Source organism: Aeromonas sp. 61P (assembly GCF_051919545.1).
GTDB lineage: Bacteria > Pseudomonadota > Gammaproteobacteria > Enterobacterales > Aeromonadaceae > Aeromonas > Aeromonas veronii.
The window spans coordinates 2,188,319-2,204,203 of record NZ_JBQBEL010000001.1; the positions used below are offsets into that span (position 1 = coordinate 2,188,319).

Sequence of the window (15,885 nt, forward strand, 5' to 3'; positions counted from 1 at the left end):
CGGGAGTGTGTCAGCAAGCCAAAACAGAGCGGCTGCCAATGGCAGCCGCTTTTGTCTATATGGTCATCGGGCAGATCAGGCGATCCGTTCGATACGAGCCATGTAGAAGCCGTCGAAGCCGGTCTCGGACGGGCTTACGGTGTGATCGTCACGCAGACGGAAGTTCTCGTTGGCGGCGAGGAACTTGTCCACCTGCTGGCGGTTCTCCTCGGGCAGGATGGAGCAGGTTGCATAGACCAGCAGACCACCCACCTTCACCATCTGGCTGTAACGCTGCAGGATCTCTTCTTGCAGCGCGACCAGCACCGGCAGACGCTCGGCGGTATCACGCCACTTGGCATCCGGATTACGCTTGAGTACGCCCAGACCGGAGCAGGGCACGTCCAGCAGTACACGGTCGGCGCTCTCTTTGAGGCGCTTGACGGTCTTGCTGCTGGTGATGACCCGGGTCTCCACGTTGTGGGCACCGGCGCGACGAGCGCGTTGCTTGAGGTTCTCCAGCTTCCACTCTTCCACATCCATTGCCAGCAGACGGCCTTTGCCCTGCATCATGGCGGCGATATGCAGGGTCTTGCCACCGGCACCGGCGCAGGCGTCGATAACGCGCATGCCTGGGGCAACTTCCAGCGCAGCAGCAACCAGCTGGGAGCCTGCGTCCTGCTGTTCGAAGCAACCATCGGCAAAGGCCTTGGTGCGGAACAGGGCAGCGTCGGAGGTGACCTGCAGGGCAGTCTCCACACCTTCAACCGGAATGGTGGTGACCTGCTCTTTGGCCAGCATGGCTTGCAGTTCATCACGGGTGCACTTGAGGGTGTTGACCCGCAGGTAGCGCTTGGGCATCCAGGCCAGGGCGGCACGCTCGGCAGGCCAGACTTCACCCAGCTGCTCGCTACCCAGTTTCTCCAGCCAGCTCGGGCAACCATCCATCAATACCGGGTTCTTCTTCGCCTCGGTCAGACGGCGGCGGAATGCTTCTTCATTGAAGCGATCCAGGGTCGGGTGGTTGGGCTGGGCAATTTTGTGGAATGCGTGCCAGCTGTGCAGCAGTGGCCAGACATTCTTTTCGGCCTGACGCACCTGAATACCGGTGAGGAAACAATAGAGGCTGAGACGGCGCAGCAGGTCGCCGGTGACCAGGGCAATCCTTGCCTGTTCTTGCGGTTTGAGTTCGATGCCTGAGAAGTGACGGGCATAGGCGCGGTCGAGGGTGAGACCCTGGCCTAGCACGTCATCAACAATGGCAACGACCAGATCCCCGAAACGGGGCAACAGTGGGGATTTGAGCATGAGATTAACCTTGGCCAGATAAAGATGAACCGCACCTTTGTGAAGAGGAGCAGTTCTAAAATTGACAAATCCGCGCAATGATAGGGGTTAGACGGGGTTGGCGCAACACTCCCCATGGGTGAGTGGCTGAAACAGTGGCACCGGGCTTCTTGATTCGGCGGGATAATGATGCCGGTAATGGTTCAAAAAAGTGCATGACTACAAGGATGACAAAGATGCATGTGACCAGTAAGTGTTCATTGGCCCTGGTGGTGGCCAGTTTGTTGGGGTCAACCAGCCTGATGGCCAGCGAGTGGAGCACGGTAGCCGCCAGAGCGACGGCGGAGCAAGGTTATGAGGTGCGGGCCAATCAGTTTCGGGTGGCCAAGGTGCCGCTCGACTATTTTGCCGGGCTGCAAGCCGGGGCGAGTGAGCTGACCCTGCCGCTGCCCGATGGGGGGGAGGTCACCTTTGCTCTGGAAGCCTACGACTTGCTGCCTGCAGATCTCGCCGCCAAGTATCCGCAGATCCGCACCTTCAAGGGTCACAACCCGGCGCATCCGATAGAGACAGGGCGCTTCGATCTGGGACCACAGGGTTTCCACGCCATGTTCAGTCATCAGGGCAGGATGGTGTTTGTCGATCCGCTGCGCAATGCCGAAGGCTACGCCGTCTATTACCAGCAGGATGCCCATAGTCGATTGGAAGAGGCGGCAGATGAGGTGGTAGGGCCCAAGCTCAGCAAACTGGTGCGCAAGGTGCAAGTGGATGGCAATGTTCGCAAGCGCTACGTCATTGCCATTTCGGCGACAGGAGAATTTACCCAATACCACGGTGGCTCCAAAGCGCTTACCATGGCGGCGATTGCGACCTTGCTCAACCGCGTCAATCAGGTCTATCAACGGGATGTGGGTGCCGAATTCGTACTGGCCAGTGGCAATGACAACCTGATCTTTACCGATCCGGCCAGCGACTTGTTTGCCAATGATAATTCGGATGCGCAGACCAATATCGGGGTACAGGCTTATTACTTTACCAATATGCAGCTCGGTAATTTTGATATCGGCCATGTACTCAATACCGGTAGCGGTGGTCTGGCCGGTTTGGCAGTGCTCTGCACCAATCAGAAGTCTGGCGGGATGTCGGGTTCACCCACACCGGTGGGAGATGCCTTCTTCGTTGACTATGTGGCTCATGAGATTGGCCACCAGTTTGGTGCCGATCATACCTTCAACGGCACTACCGGGAGTTGCGGTGCTGGTACCCGGGTTGCGAGTCAAGCCTATGAGCCTGGTAGTGGCAGCTCCATCATGGCCTATGCCGGTATTTGTGGTGATGAGAATATCCAGACTCACAGCGACCCCTATTTTCATAGCAAGTCCATCGAGCAGATGCGTGCGCACATGGCGACCGTATCGACTTGTGGAACCACACTCGCGTTGAGCAATAATGCCCCGCAGGCAGCTGCAGGGGGGACTATGTGATCCCGGCCAATACGGCCTTTATGTTAAAAGGGGCTGGTGGAGATCTGGATAATGATTCTCTGCTCTACAACTGGGAGCAGATCGATCTGGGTACTGAATCGAGCAGTGCCGCCACCATGATTGACGATGGCTCCCGGCCGCTGTTTCGTTTTGTCTCTCCCACGGCATCGCCGGAGCGGATCCTGCCGAGTTTGCCATCCCTGCTCTCCGGCACGCTTGCCAAAGGAGAGGCCTGGCCGACTACCAATCGGGATCTCAATTTCAGACTGACGGTGCGTGATGGTCAGGGTGGCGTTGCCAGTGATGACATGAAAGTGCAAGTGATCAATACCGGCGCGGCATTTCGCATCACCAACCCGTTTTACGGGGTGACTCTCACTCCAGGGGCCAGTCAGGCAGTGGGATGGGATGTGGCGGGCACAACTGTGGCGCCGATCAGTTGCCGCAAGGTGGACATCTCGGTGACCCAGAATGAGGGCGTAAGCTGGACAATGCTCGCCGCCGGACAACCCAATAACGGCGCAGCAACGGTAACGTTGCCTGCCGATCTCACCAGCAGCGTCAGGCTGAAAGTGGCATGCAGCGACAATATCTTCTTTGCCATCAGTCCCCTCAAATTGCCTCTGGTGCAAGGTGGCTCGACTTCAGGTGGCGGCGGTGGTGGCGGGGCGCTCGGATTGTGGACGCTCGCTCTGGCGCTGCTCGGCTGGCAACGGAGGCGCAAATGAAGGGAGTCCCTCTGTTGCTGCTTGTCATGCTCGGCGGTTGTCAGTCCGATGCCAGCACGTTGGAACAGGAGCTGAGTGCAAACCTCGCCAGGCAGGATTACCGCCTGATAGTGATAGCTGGGCGGGGAGAGTTCGCCCCCGGTATTGCAGCCGAGCAGCAGGCAGAGGCCAAGGCGCGCTGTGGCAAGCGTTATCTGGATGGATTGGGCGATGTGATAAGGCCCGGTCAGCAAGAGATACATGCCAAGTTGAGCGCTCACGCCAGCGAGTATAACCAGCGTATGGCGATTCATTGCCCAATAGCATCGGGCGCTGGCAAGCAGTAATACACCAACGAACCAATCCAAATGGAGGGGATATTCATCCCCCTATCTATCCGTGAAGGCGCCAATGGCGCCTTCACTTTTTCCGTTGTTGAATGGGGCCAGTCTGTATTGCCTGAGATGGGGAGCGCGGGTGCAGCACGATTTTTCAGCGTGACAGAAGTTTTGTGCGAATTTTCTTTTCTGTCTGTCACGCAGATCGTCAATTGACGCTGCACCATACTTGTTGTCACCAAGGTTGGGCAAGGAGGCTCTATGAAGCATGGCATTGCGGTGATTATCACCAGTTTGTCTGTTCAGGTTGCAGCAGAACCACAGTGGACCTTCATGGATGAAAACTTGGAAAGGGGAGGGAGCTATGATGTGCGAGCTGAAAAGGTCAGAGTGGTGGTTCCTGACAAGCCTTTTGAACCCGGGCATCTCGCCAGTGTATTGACCTTGCCATTGCCGGATGGCACTACGGTGCAGTTTGATGTTCATCCCAATATCTTGCTCCCGGAGCCTTTGGCCCAGCGCTACCCTTCTATCAATACTTACAGTGGGAAGGCTATCGATCGGGCGGCGGATACAGGCCGATTTGATGTCACCATACATGGTTTTCACGGTATGTTTACCCATCAGGGGCGTACCTTTTATGTCGATCCGCTTCAGGACGGTTTCTCTTATGCCGTTTATGAACAGCAAGATGCCTGGCGGCGACAGGATGTGGATCAGGTGATTGATCCTCATGGTATCGAGCGTGAGCGAGCTGTGCTGGTCGATGGCAATTTGCGCAAGCGCTACACCATCGCCATCTCGGCAACCGGGGAATATACCCGGTATCACGGTGGTACCAAGGTTGCAGCACTCTCGGCCATTGCAACACTGCTTAATCGGGTCAATGAAGTCTATCGCCGTGATGTGGGGGCCGAGTTTCAGCTTGCAGCTGATACGGATAATGTGATTTTCACCGATCCTGCGACGGATCCTTTCACCAACTCGACCCAGGATATCGCCATCAACCAGACCCAACAGGGGGTGTTGCTCAAGCCTTCTTTTGATCTGGGCCATCTGCTGGCGACATCAGGCGGCGGAGTGGCGACCCTGAGATCTTTATGCAACCCTTTCAGCCGTTCACGGGGCATGACCGGAGGCTCACAGCCTATCGGTGATGCGTTCTTTATTGATTATGTGGCTCACGAATTGGGGCACCAGCTGGGGGCCGAGCACTCCTTCAATGGCATGGCCGACAGTTGTGCCACGGGTCGCAAGGCTAGCTCAGCCTGGGAACCGGGCAGTGGCTCGACCATCATGGCCTATGCCGGGATCTGTGGTGAGGAGAATCTGCAGGTTAACAGCACACCTTTTTTTCACAGCAAGTCGATCGAGCAGATGCGGGCTCTGATGGCCTCTCTGCCCTCCTGCGGCACCGACCTGGTGCTTGCCAATAACGCGCCGGTTGTGGATGCGGGGGGCGATAGGGTGATCCCCGCCAATACGCCTTTCACTCTTGTCGGCAGTGCGCTGGATCTGGATGGTCATCCCCTCAGTTACACCTGGGAGCAGGTTGATCTTGGCAATGCATCCTACAGCGTGGCAACCATGGTGGATGATGGAACCCGCCCGCTGTTTCGCTTTGTCTCGCCAACTTCGGATCCCCGCCGAACCTTGCCTGCCATGAGCTCGCTGATCACGGGTGTGCTGGCCAAAGGGGAGGCGTGGCCAGCGACCAATCGTAACCTTCAGTTTCGCCTTACGGTGCGCGATGGTCAGGGGGCGGTCAGCAGTGATGAGATGGTGGTGCAGGTGATCAATACCGGCGCGGCATTTGCCATCACAGCTCCGCAGATCGGCGCCATGGTGGCGGGTAGCACTCAGCTAGTGACATGGAATGTTGCCGGGACCGATCAGCCTCCTATCAATTGTCCCGGCGTGGATTTGGCACTGACACAGAATAGTGGTTCTACTTGGACTACGCTGGCAAGCGGGCTTGCCAATAACGGTTCGGCCAGTGTGGTGTTGCCTGCACCGTTGACCAGCACGGCCAGGCTGAAGCTGGCATGCAGCAATAATATTTTTTTCTCTATCAATGGGATAAGAGGTAATGCGTCTGCCACTACGGAAAGTGCAACTGTCATTACCGACAACAATGCGGGTGGCGGCGGTGGTGGTGCAGTGAATCTTATCGTGATCCTCCTGATGGGAGGGGCAGCCGGATGGCGCAGGTATTACGGTTAGCCGTCAGTTTGCTGTTTCTATATATCTGCGCAGCGCCTGTTGTGGTCGCATCACTGACCGAGGCAATAGATGAAAGTCTTGCTGCTCAGGATTATCGGCTCATTGTGCGTGGCGGACGAGGCGGTATGGCCCCGGGGGTTGTGGAGTCATTGCAAGCAGAAGCGAGAACCCGGTGCGGAGTCCGTTATCTGAAAGGGTTCGGTGATGTGATTGAGATGGGTAAGGAGTCGGAGTTTGAGCAGCGGATTGACTATGCCACCCGATATAACCGACAGATGCTGGAAAGGTGCATGCCGGAGGCGATTTCAAGGCCGTAGTGGCTGTTCAACAACGGCGTGTAAATCGGTATGATTGGAGTTATAACTCTAATATTCCAAACATAGTGATAGCCTCAGGGGAATGATTCGATGACTCACATATGAGCCCCCATATACTTTTTTTGGAGTTTTAACTCTATTAAAAAGAACTGCTGAAAATGCTAACAAAATGAGCTATTTATAAACTATAACTCACTAACCGCATGATTTTAAATGAAATTAAATTCATTTAATTTTTATTGAAAAAGTTGAATTGTGATTTGCGTCACGTTATTCTCGCCGGCTGTTCAGTCAGATGATTAATAATGATGAAGTTCACAATAAATGCAATCTCAGTTGTCATCGCAATGTCAGCCAATATCGCGCTGGCATCCCCATGGCATATGGTCGAAAAACGCAGCAAGCAGGCCGATAAACCTGTAAGGGCTCGCGCATACAATATCTTTGAGGTAGAACCGGATTTTTTAGAAAATCTGCGCTTGGGCCAAACCGTGATTACGCTACCATTGCCTGATGGCAAGATGGTGCAATATGAATTGGAAGCCTACTCCGTATTACCGCCTGCGCTGGCAGCAAAATACCCAGATATCATGACCTATAAAGGACATGAAGTTGGCACCCCCAGTAATACCGGTCGTTTTGATATTTCTCCGCGTGGTTTTAACGGCATGTTTATGCATGCCGGAGAGCAGATATTTGTCGATATTCAGCGTAATGGTACCTACGCTGTCTATTACAAAAAAGATGCACATTCAATGAATGGCAAGAATATCAAGGAGATCATTGAAAAATCCGAGCTGAAAAAAAAGTTAGCATACAAAACTGAAGCGGCTCGTAACGAGGCTGGCTATAGCAAGCCAGAGCTTACCCAGTACAGCATTGCATTCTCTACTACTGGTTCATATACCAGGTTCTTTGGTGGCCAAGCCCAAGCATTGGCGTCACTGACAACCTTGACTAACCGTTTAAACGAGGTATATGAAAGGGACTTGGGCGTTCGTTTTGTATTGGCAGATGGGAATGACAAGATTATATTCGAAAATCCTGTTGACGACCCTTTTGTGAACGGTAAATATCCAAAATTTAAAAACATCAGCACTATAAATGCTGTGGTTCAGAGAGAGAAGCTGAATAGTAATGACCTTGGCTATTTCGATATTGGTCATGTAGTAACGCAATCGGAAAAAGATGAGGGGGATGCACAACTAGGGTCATTGTGTGATAAGATAGACTCATATGCGTCATATAGGTCTAACGCGGCTACAGGAAACAAAAATCCTGTTGGAGATGCATTTTTTATTGACTTTGTGGCGCATGAGATTGGCCATCAATTTGGTGCCGACCATACCTATAACGCTAATAAGGGGCAGAGAGAGTCCTCCATGGCATGGGAGCCAGGTAGTGGTAGCTCCATCATGGCTTATGCGGGGCTGATGGGGGAGCAAAACGTACAGCTCAACAGCGAGGCCTATTTTCATAGCAAGTCGATTGAGGAGATGCTCAAGCATATCAACGACAGAGAAGAGCAAGCGAGTAATGGCTCGATAAAAATCGAGGGGGTACCATCGGTACTTGCTGCTTTTCCCTCTTCGCGTTGTGGCACTGCGATCCCGAACCAAAATGGTGATAATCAGGCGCCAGAAATTACCGATGTGCCAGCAGAACATGTGATCCCCAAAGGGGTGGCATTTAGCCTGAGTGGCAAGGGTAATGATATTGACGGCGATACCCTTACCTATACTTGGGAGCAGGTCGATCTGGGGGATGCAACGACCAGTGGCGATCAATTGAGTTCCGGTCGCCTTGCAACCGGCCCCCTGTATCGTTACGCCGCGCCGACAACTTCCCCGGTTCGTCACTTTCCTTCGCTGGCTACCCAGTTGAAAGGGGAAGCTGAGAAAGGTGATGTCTGGGTCAATGTGCCGCGCACCCTTAACTTCCGTCTGGTCGCCCGTGATGGCAAAGGCGGTGGTGCCTATGGTGAGACCTCGGTCGAGGTGGTCGATACAGGCGCACAAACCTTCAAGATTGAACCGGCATCTGACCAGCGTATGCTGGTTGGTAGCCCGACCACAGTGAATTGGCAAGTAGCTGGCACGGACCGTCATCCTGTCAACTGTCAGCGGGTCGATATCAGTTATAGCAACGATGAAGGCAAGAGCTGGCAGCCGCTGGTTAATGGCGTGAACAACAATGGCGCCCATGAGGTGACCATTCCGGCCAATGCTGGCAGCGCTGTTCGCCTCAAGCTGGCCTGTAGCGACAATATCTTCTATGCCATTACGCCAAAACTGGCGACCAAGAGCAGTGATACACCGGCTCCCCAGCCTGAAAGCAATGGCGGCGGTGGTGGTGGCGGTTCGACCGGTCTGTTCGCGCTGTTGGGCCTTGGTATCGCTGCGCTGCTGCGTCGTCGTGAGATCATGAGCTACTAAACCAGATAACCCAAGGGTTAGATTACCCATCTTTGGTAAATTGATGAACCAAGCGAAGAGGCGTTAGCCTCTTCGCTTTTTTTGTATGGTTTACAAGGTCGCTTTATCGAGCGCACAATGCCTGCGTCACTCTCTTGATGGTCGTGGAACCATTATTTATTTGAAGGAAAATCAAGATGATGGATGTTGCTGATCTGCGCCGTGAGTATACCCGTGGCGGTCTGCACCGGGCCGATCTGCCGGCCGAGCCGCTGGCGCTTTTCGAGAAGTGGTTGGCGCAGGCCTGTGAGGCCAAACTGACCGATCCCACCGCCATGGTGGTGGCGACCGTCGATGCCGATGGTCAGCCCTGGCAGCGTACCGTGCTGCTCAAGCACTACGACGCCCAGGGGATGGTCTTTTACACCAACATGGGGAGTCGCAAGGCGCAGCAGCTGGAAGGCAATCCCCGCATCAGTTTGCTCTTCCCCTGGCATACGCTCGACCGTCAAGTGCATGTGACCGGCCGGGTGGAGAAGATGAGCACCTTCGAGGTGATGAAGTATTTCCACAGTCGTCCCAAGGATAGCCAGATCGCTGCCTGGGTCTCCAAACAGTCGACCCGCATCTCGGCCCGCGGCGTGCTGGAGGCCAAGTTCCTCGAGCTCAAGCAGAAGTTTGCCAATGGCGAAGTGCCGCTGCCGAGCTTCTGGGGCGGATTCCGGGTGGTGATCGAGACGGTGGAGTTCTGGCAGGGGGGCGAGCACCGGCTGCACGACCGCTTCTACTACACCCGCGACGGGGATGGCTGGCATATCGAGCGTCTGGCACCCTGAGCGCGCTGTTCAATTCTGTTTTCACAAGGAGTGTGTATGCGTCTGTATGGTGATCTGCGTTCCGGCAACTGTTACAAGGTGTGGCTGCTGGCCCGCTGGCTGGAGCTGCCCCTCGAGTGGGTTGAGGTGAATATTCAGGCGGGGGATACCCGTACCCCCGCATTTCTGGCCAAGAACCCCAACGGCAAGATCCCGGTGCTGGAGATTGGCCAGGGCGATACGCTGGCGGAATCCAATGCCATCCTCTTCTATCTGGCGCAGTGCTCGTCTTTGTGGCCAACCGATCCGCGCCAGCAGGCCGAGGTGCTCAAATGGATGTTCTTTGAGCAGTACAGCCATGAGCCCTACATCGCGGTGGCCCGCTTTATCGTTCACTATCTCGGCCGACCCGAGTCGCAGGAGGCGCGGCTCGACGGTCTGAAAGCCGGTGGCGAGAAGGCGCTGGCGGTAATGGAGCAGCAGCTGAAACAGAGCCCCTACCTGTGCGGTGATGCGCCGACCATCGCCGATATCGCCCTTTATGCCTACACCCATGTGGCAGAGGAGGGGATCTTCTCTCTGCAGGGGTGGCCCGCTATCCGTAGCTGGATCGCCCGTATCGAAGCCCATCCCCGGCACCTGACGCTGCCAGCGGCCTGTCAGGCCAGCTGATGGAACTGCTGATCGAGGCCAGTCTGTGGCAACCGCAGTGGGCTGCGCTGTTGCCGCACTGGCAGCAGCAAGGTCATCGCTGGCAGCTGCTACTGGGCAAAGAGGTGGCCGCCGTCCTCGATCAAACCGATGCTCCCTGGGCGAGCAGCCCTCCAGACGGGGTGCTCTGCTCGGGGGCCCTGCTGGCTGCTTGGCTCGATGGGGATCTGCTGGCGGATTTTCATGTTGATCCCAGCCGCCAGGTTCTGATCAGCGCCTCTACTTCCCTATTGACCCTCGCCAGGGAGCAGGGACTGCTCACCCTTGGCCCTGTGGGGGCCGATTTGCCGCTCACCCCCGAGGCCGATTTGGGCGCCGTGCTCAATCGCCTGCTGGCGCGCCGCGTGACGGTGCCGACCCTGGCTGAGGGGCATTCGCTATCAGGTGTCGTATTGCGACCACTGCAGGCCGACGATGAGCGCGAGATAGTGCGCTATTGCAGCGACGAGGCGCTGGCCCGCTACACCCTCAATATTCCTCACCCCTATCCGCCAGAGGGGGCCCGCGACTGGCTGGCGCTCAGCTGGCGCAAGGCGGCGCTTGGCCTTGGCTGGAGCTGGGCCATCACCTTGCCAGAGGAGCAAGGTGCGGCGTTGCTTGGGGTGATCTCCCTGCAATGGAATGGCGAGCTCGCCTGGTGGGTGGGCGTGCCCTGGCAAAATCGCGGTCTGGCGACCCGGGCCGCTGGTTTGGTCAAGGGGTTCGCCTTTGACCAACTGCAACTGCCTGCGCTGACGGCCCGCCATATGCCGGACAACCTCGCCTCCGGCCGGGTGATGGCAAAAATGGGGATGTACTATCGCGGTCAGCGTCATATCAGCGGTCGTCAGCCGTGCGAGGTGAGTTACTGGCGGCTGGATCGCGCTCCCTCCTTACCCAATCCCTTGCCCGAGGAAATTTCCTGCTGGCTGGCAGATGAGCGGATCGCCGTGGTGATCCTGTGGGATCCTGTAACGTTGGATCGGCAGAGTGCCAACGGCAAGCTGGCCATCTCGCTCTTTGTGGATGAGAGGGGCGCGGGGGAGAAGCCCTGTTTTCTGCGCTGCCCGCCGCATCTTGAGAGGTTGCTGGCGCTGCACTGTTATCCCGTCGATCTGCTGGATCAGGCCGAACCGGAGCAGTTGTCCCATCTTGGCGGCGTCTTGCTGAAAGACAGGGATGAACAGGGGCTGGCGTGGTTGCTGCAACTAACCGCGCTGCAGCGGCAGGGGCCCGACCTGCTCAGCCGCGAGGAGCGCGCATCACGGCTCCACTGGTTCAACCAATTGATGGCGCAGGCGCTGCGCGATCAGGGTGACTCTTTGCAGATACGCTATCAGCAGTTACGGCTGCTGGTGGAGCTGCCGGAGCTGGTCGATGAGCTGGATGGCTGTTGGCATCAAACGCCCGAACTGACCTTTGATCGGTTGGCGCGGGAGGCTCCCGCCCTCTGGCTGGCCTACCGTGAGGCGATGAACAGGGTCACCCCGGCTACGCTAACCGCCTTGCAGCAGCAGTTTGCCGCTCGTTTTCCTGAGTGCACCCTCCCATTTTTGGACAAAGGTACTCAGAATGACCAGCCGTTGTGTGGAATAATGCCCGCTCTGCTGTACGAGGAGTAATACCTGATGTTGAGAACCGAGCGCCCCGGTGACATGCTGCCGGTCTATGAGCTGCTGAGTGCCGCCTTCGGTCGTTCCGATGAGGCCGAACTGGTCAACCGCCTGCGCGAATGTGGCGCTGCCGTGGTGACCATGGTCGAAGAGGAAGAGTACGAGTTCATGGGGCACCTGATGCTAAGCCCGATCACCATTAACGGCATGGAAGGGCCCTGGCTCGGTCTGGCGCCGGTCGCGGTTCATCCCGACTGGCAAGGCCAGGGGATTGGCTCGGATCTTATCCGTGAAGGGCTTGATACGGCGCTCGAGATGGACTGGAAAGGGGTGGTGGTACTCGGGGATCCGGCCTATTACAGCCGTTTCGGTTTCCGCCCGGCCAGCGAGTTTGGCCTGCACTGCATCTATGAGGTGCCTGCCGACTGCTTTATGGCGATGGAGCTGCAGGAGCGCGGTTTTGCGGGTGTGCAGGGTGAGGTGCTCTATCATCCCCTGTTTGATGAACTCCCCGACGAGCTGCCGGACGCGCAGGCAGAAGAGTCCCATTTATAGCGAGACGTCGCTGCGACAAGCTATAACGAAAAAGCCCTCAGCGAGGGCTTTTTAAGTTTATATCAGTCCCTGCCGGGATTATTCGAGCAAATTGACTCAGGCAATGATATCGAGCTGGGTACCCTTGCGATTATCTTCGCCCACCATGTCACCCATCTGCTGGGCGAGCGGGCTCTGCTGGAATTGCATGTAGTCGCTCAGATTCTGCTGGCGCTGGTTGCGATTGGCCGCCTGATAGAGTTCAGCCGTGCTCGGGCCCGACTTGCTGTCGCTCTCCTGACCGCTGGCCTCCAGGTAGCGCTCCACCACGGCTTTATCTTGCTGGTTAGCCGTATAAGAGACCGCCAGGGTTCTGCGAGCCGTTGCTTTCTCTTCGCTCTGTGCCTGCACTTCATCCTTCTTGATCAGCGCTTCGTTACGGGCCTGATTGACCTGTTCGGGCGTGACAGCCGGAGAGGAGGGGTATTTGCCGTAATCGGGCAGCGGCATGGGCCGGGAGGTGATTTGCATGGTGACGCTTCTCTTGTGAACAGGGACGGACGCATGATACCCATCGATCTTAGTTCAATAAATCACCACTTGTCGGCTCATCAAGAGTGGGTTCAGCTTCGCGCATCGACTGTTAATTGAACTGCCTCTGAGTGACAAAAAAGGCGCCATAAGGCGCCTTTTTATCCTTCGGTTACCGCCGGATCAGTTGAAGAACCAGTAACCACGGTTGACCAGACGGGTCAGCAGTTGCAGGAAGCCAGCCTGATCGGCCAGCTCCACCATGTCGGCCTGAGTGATGATGTCTTTGTCACACAAGAGCGAAATGGCTGCCGCGTCTTCGCTCTGCAGAGTCCAGGCTTCGCCGTCGATGAAGCACTGCTGGCTCTCGCCGCTGAACCAGACGGTACGCAGACCCGGCACCTTGATGGCAGGCTCGCCCTGGGTCAGCAGGTCGGCTACCTCCTCGGCGCTGTAGTCCGGCTCGACCGGATTGACATCCAGATCGTGCTTGGCTTCGGAGATCATGGTGCCGAACCACTCCTTGAAGAGGGTCTCGTCATCGAGGGCCTGTTGCATCAGCTCGCGCAGACGGTGCAGCTCGTGGGGCTGGATCTCGCCGTGACGGGCACGGGGCTTGAGATCGGCATCGCCGTAACGCTCGGTGCGCACCTCGTTGTCGATCAGGTGATCGGCAAAGGAGGAGATAAGCGCCTTGGCATCCGGCGCGCGGAAGCCCACCGAGAAGTTCATGGAGGGCTCGATGGCGTAGCCTTCGTGGGGGAATCCGGGCGGAATGTAGAGGATGTCGCCCGGCTCCATGATGACGTCGATGATCGCCTCGAACGGCTCGCAGTGCAGCAGGGCGGCGTGGGCGGCGAACTCGTTGAGCGGCTTGGCATCGCCGACTCGCCAGTGGCGTTTGCCCAGACCCTGGGTGATGAACACATCGTAATTGTCGATGTGAGGGCCGACACCCGCATGGGGGGTGGAGAAGCTCACCATCACATCGTCAAAGCGCCAGCCCGGGATGAACTGGAACGGCACCGCCAGCTCGTTCACCTCGGGAGCCCAGTGGTTGCAAGCCTGTACCAGAATGGTCCAGTTCTCTTCGCCCAGATGGTCATAGGATTCGAAGGGGCCGTGGGCGGCATCCCACTTGCCGTCGAAACGGGTGACGAGGCGGGACTCTACCACCTCTTCCATGGCCAGACCGGCCAGCTCATCCGGGCTGATGGGATCCTGAAAGTCGGTGAAGCCGCCTTTGATAAGGAGCGGGCGCTTCTGCCAGTAGTGCTCGAGGAAGTGAGCGATATCCAGATTGAGTTCGTACATGCTGTTTCTCGTGTCTCGCAAAGAGGTTTTGCCCAAGGCGGGCTTGGGAAAGGCCACTCGGGATCCTGCCGTGGCAGGGAAAATAACCGGGGCCCTGTTGCAGATCATGCACAGGGCCCCGGTGGTGTCGTTTATCCGCTTACTTCAGCAGATCAACCAGACGCTGGGCGTCACCGATGTAGTTGGCCGGGGTCAGCTTCTTCAGCTCAACCTTGACTGCTTCCGGCAGCTCCAGGGTGTCGATAAAGGTGCGCATCCCTTCAGCATCGACGCGGCGACCACGGGTCAGCTCCTTGAGCTTCTCGTAGGGCTTCTCGATACCGTAGCGGCGCATCACGGTCTGGATCGGCTCGGCCAGCACTTCCCAGTTGGCATCCAGATCAGCGGCCATGGCGGCGTCGTTGGCTTCCAGCTTGGAGATGCCCTTGAGGGTCGCCTGATAGGCGATAAGTGAATAGCCCACCGCCACACCCAGATTGCGCAGCACGGTCGAGTCGGTGAGATCACGCTGCCAGCGAGAGATAGGCAGCTTGCTCGCCAGATGCTGGAACACAGCGTTGGCCAGACCCAGATTGCCTTCGGAGTTCTCGAAGTCGATGGGGTTGACCTTGTGCGGCATGGTGGAGGAGCCGATTTCGCCTGCGATGGTGCGCTGCTTGAAGTGGCCCAGGGAGATGTAACCCCACACATCGCGGTCGAAGTCGATCAGGATGGTGTTGAAGCGGGCCATGGCGTCGAACAGCTCGGCGATATAGTCGTGCGGCTCGATCTGGGTGGTGTAGGGGTTCCAGGTCAGGCCCAGGGAGGTAACAAACTCCTCGGAGAACTGGTGCCAGTCCACATCCGGGTAGGCGCTGAGGTGGGCGTTGTAGTTGCCGACCGCACCGTTGATCTTGCCGAGGATCTCCACCGCCATGATCTGCTTGAACTGGCGCTCCAGACGGTAGGCGACGTTGGCCATCTCCTTGCCCATGGTGCTCGGGGTGGCCGGCTGACCGTGGGTGCGGGAGAGCAGCGGCATGTCACGGTACTCGTGAGCCAGACGCTTGAGCTCGCTGATCAGCTTTTCGCAATAAGGTTTGATGACCTCTTCGCGGGCAGTTTTCAGCATCAGACCGTGGGAGTTGTTGTTGATGTCTTCCGAGGTGCAGGCGAAGTGGATGAACTCGCTGACAGCCGCCAGCTCCGGGTTCACTTCGACTTTCTCTTTGAGGAAGTACTCCACCGCTTTCACATCATGGTTGGTGGTGCGCTCGATCTGTTTGATGCGGGCGGCGTCACTCTCGTTGAAGTTGCTGACGATGCCGTCGAGCAGGGCGTTGGCGGCCGCGCTCAGGGCAGGGACTTCCGGGATCCCGGCGTGGCTGGCCAGTTTTTGCAACCAGCGCACCTCGACTTCGACGCGAAAACGCAGCAGGCCGAATTCGGAGAAGATAGGGCGCAGGGCATCGGCCTTGTCGCCATAACGACCGTCAATCGGGGAAACAGCAGTCAGCGCGGACAGCTCCATGGGGTGAACTCCTGATGATTTGTGTGGGGGATCCGTATCCACTCGCGCGTGGGGTTGAGTCGTCGTCAGGGCGGATGTGCGGCTGTTCACCCTGATGTTGACCTCGCTTGCCCGCGCGCGAGCCGATGA

General features: G+C 57.1%; 13 protein-coding genes and 1 pseudogene. 10 read left to right on the forward strand and 4 right to left on the reverse strand.

The annotated features are described in order from the left end of the window. Window positions 1-75: 75 nt before the first annotated feature. Entirely contained in the window at window positions 76-1,287 is a 1,212-nt protein-coding gene (locus ACTG2O_RS10585; RefSeq protein WP_019444742.1) for an RsmB/NOP family class I SAM-dependent RNA methyltransferase, read from the reverse strand. A 215-nt stretch (window positions 1,288-1,502) separates the two neighbouring features. Here ACTG2O_RS10585 and ACTG2O_RS10590 point away from each other — a divergent pair. The 10 genes and pseudogenes from ACTG2O_RS10590 (at window position 1,503) to ACTG2O_RS10635 (ending at window position 12,422) form a co-directional block, all read left to right on the forward strand. Next, window positions 1,503-3,478, forward strand: a pseudogene (locus ACTG2O_RS10590) (reprolysin-like metallopeptidase). Next, window positions 3,475-3,804, forward strand: coding sequence for a hypothetical protein (locus tag ACTG2O_RS10595; RefSeq protein ID WP_019444744.1), 330 nt, complete (start codon window positions 3,475-3,477; stop codon window positions 3,802-3,804). Before ACTG2O_RS10590 ends, ACTG2O_RS10595 begins: the two are co-directional and overlap by 4 nt. 21 nt (window positions 3,805-3,825) lie before the next feature. Then, window positions 3,826-4,011, forward strand: coding sequence for a hypothetical protein (locus tag ACTG2O_RS10600; RefSeq protein WP_019444745.1), 186 nt, complete (start codon window positions 3,826-3,828; stop codon window positions 4,009-4,011). 45 nt (window positions 4,012-4,056) lie between these two features. Then, window positions 4,057-6,018, forward strand: a complete 1,962-nt coding sequence (locus tag ACTG2O_RS10605; RefSeq protein ID WP_019444746.1) for a reprolysin-like metallopeptidase — start codon at window positions 4,057-4,059, stop codon at window positions 6,016-6,018. Further along, window positions 5,997-6,335 (forward strand): hypothetical protein, encoded by a 339-nt coding sequence (locus tag ACTG2O_RS10610; RefSeq protein WP_019444747.1) that lies wholly within the window; start codon window positions 5,997-5,999, stop codon window positions 6,333-6,335. The genes ACTG2O_RS10605 and ACTG2O_RS10610 overlap by 22 nt, the downstream gene beginning before the upstream one ends. Before the next feature lie 305 nt (window positions 6,336-6,640). Further along, on the forward strand, window positions 6,641-8,770 hold the full coding sequence (locus tag ACTG2O_RS10615) for a reprolysin-like metallopeptidase (protein WP_439975716.1): 2,130 nt from the start codon (window positions 6,641-6,643) through the stop codon (window positions 8,768-8,770). A gap of 176 nt (window positions 8,771-8,946) precedes the next feature. Continuing rightward, window positions 8,947-9,585 (forward strand): pyridoxamine 5'-phosphate oxidase, encoded by a 639-nt coding sequence (gene pdxH, locus ACTG2O_RS10620; RefSeq protein ID WP_019444749.1) that lies wholly within the window; start codon window positions 8,947-8,949, stop codon window positions 9,583-9,585. A 36-nt stretch (window positions 9,586-9,621) separates the two neighbouring features. After that, window positions 9,622-10,236, forward strand: coding sequence for a glutathione S-transferase family protein (locus ACTG2O_RS10625; protein ID WP_019444750.1), 615 nt, complete (start codon window positions 9,622-9,624; stop codon window positions 10,234-10,236). Beyond that, window positions 10,236-11,876, forward strand: coding sequence for a GNAT family N-acetyltransferase (locus tag ACTG2O_RS10630; protein WP_236285262.1), 1,641 nt, complete (start codon window positions 10,236-10,238; stop codon window positions 11,874-11,876). Before ACTG2O_RS10625 ends, ACTG2O_RS10630 begins: the two co-directional genes overlap by 1 nt. A 6-nt stretch (window positions 11,877-11,882) precedes the next feature. Continuing rightward, entirely contained in the window at window positions 11,883-12,422 is a 540-nt protein-coding gene (locus ACTG2O_RS10635) for a GNAT family N-acetyltransferase (RefSeq protein WP_005353625.1), read from the forward strand. Window positions 12,423-12,518: 96 nt separating this feature from the next. Here ACTG2O_RS10635 and ACTG2O_RS10640 read toward each other — a convergent pair whose 3' ends face one another. From ACTG2O_RS10640 to purB, 3 genes are all read right to left on the reverse strand, one after another. Then, window positions 12,519-12,932 (reverse strand): hypothetical protein, encoded by a 414-nt coding sequence (locus tag ACTG2O_RS10640; RefSeq protein ID WP_019444752.1) that lies wholly within the window; start codon window positions 12,930-12,932, stop codon window positions 12,519-12,521. A gap of 183 nt (window positions 12,933-13,115) precedes the next feature. Continuing rightward, window positions 13,116-14,246, reverse strand: coding sequence for a ribosomal protein uL16 3-hydroxylase (locus ACTG2O_RS10645; protein ID WP_005334626.1), 1,131 nt, complete (start codon window positions 14,244-14,246; stop codon window positions 13,116-13,118). A 139-nt stretch (window positions 14,247-14,385) separates the two neighbouring features. After that, the gene (gene purB / locus ACTG2O_RS10650; protein WP_005334624.1) at window positions 14,386-15,756 is read right to left on the reverse strand and encodes an adenylosuccinate lyase; all 1,371 of its coding nucleotides are present in this window, start codon (window positions 15,754-15,756) and stop codon (window positions 14,386-14,388) included. Between the last annotated feature and the right edge of the window lie 129 nt (window positions 15,757-15,885).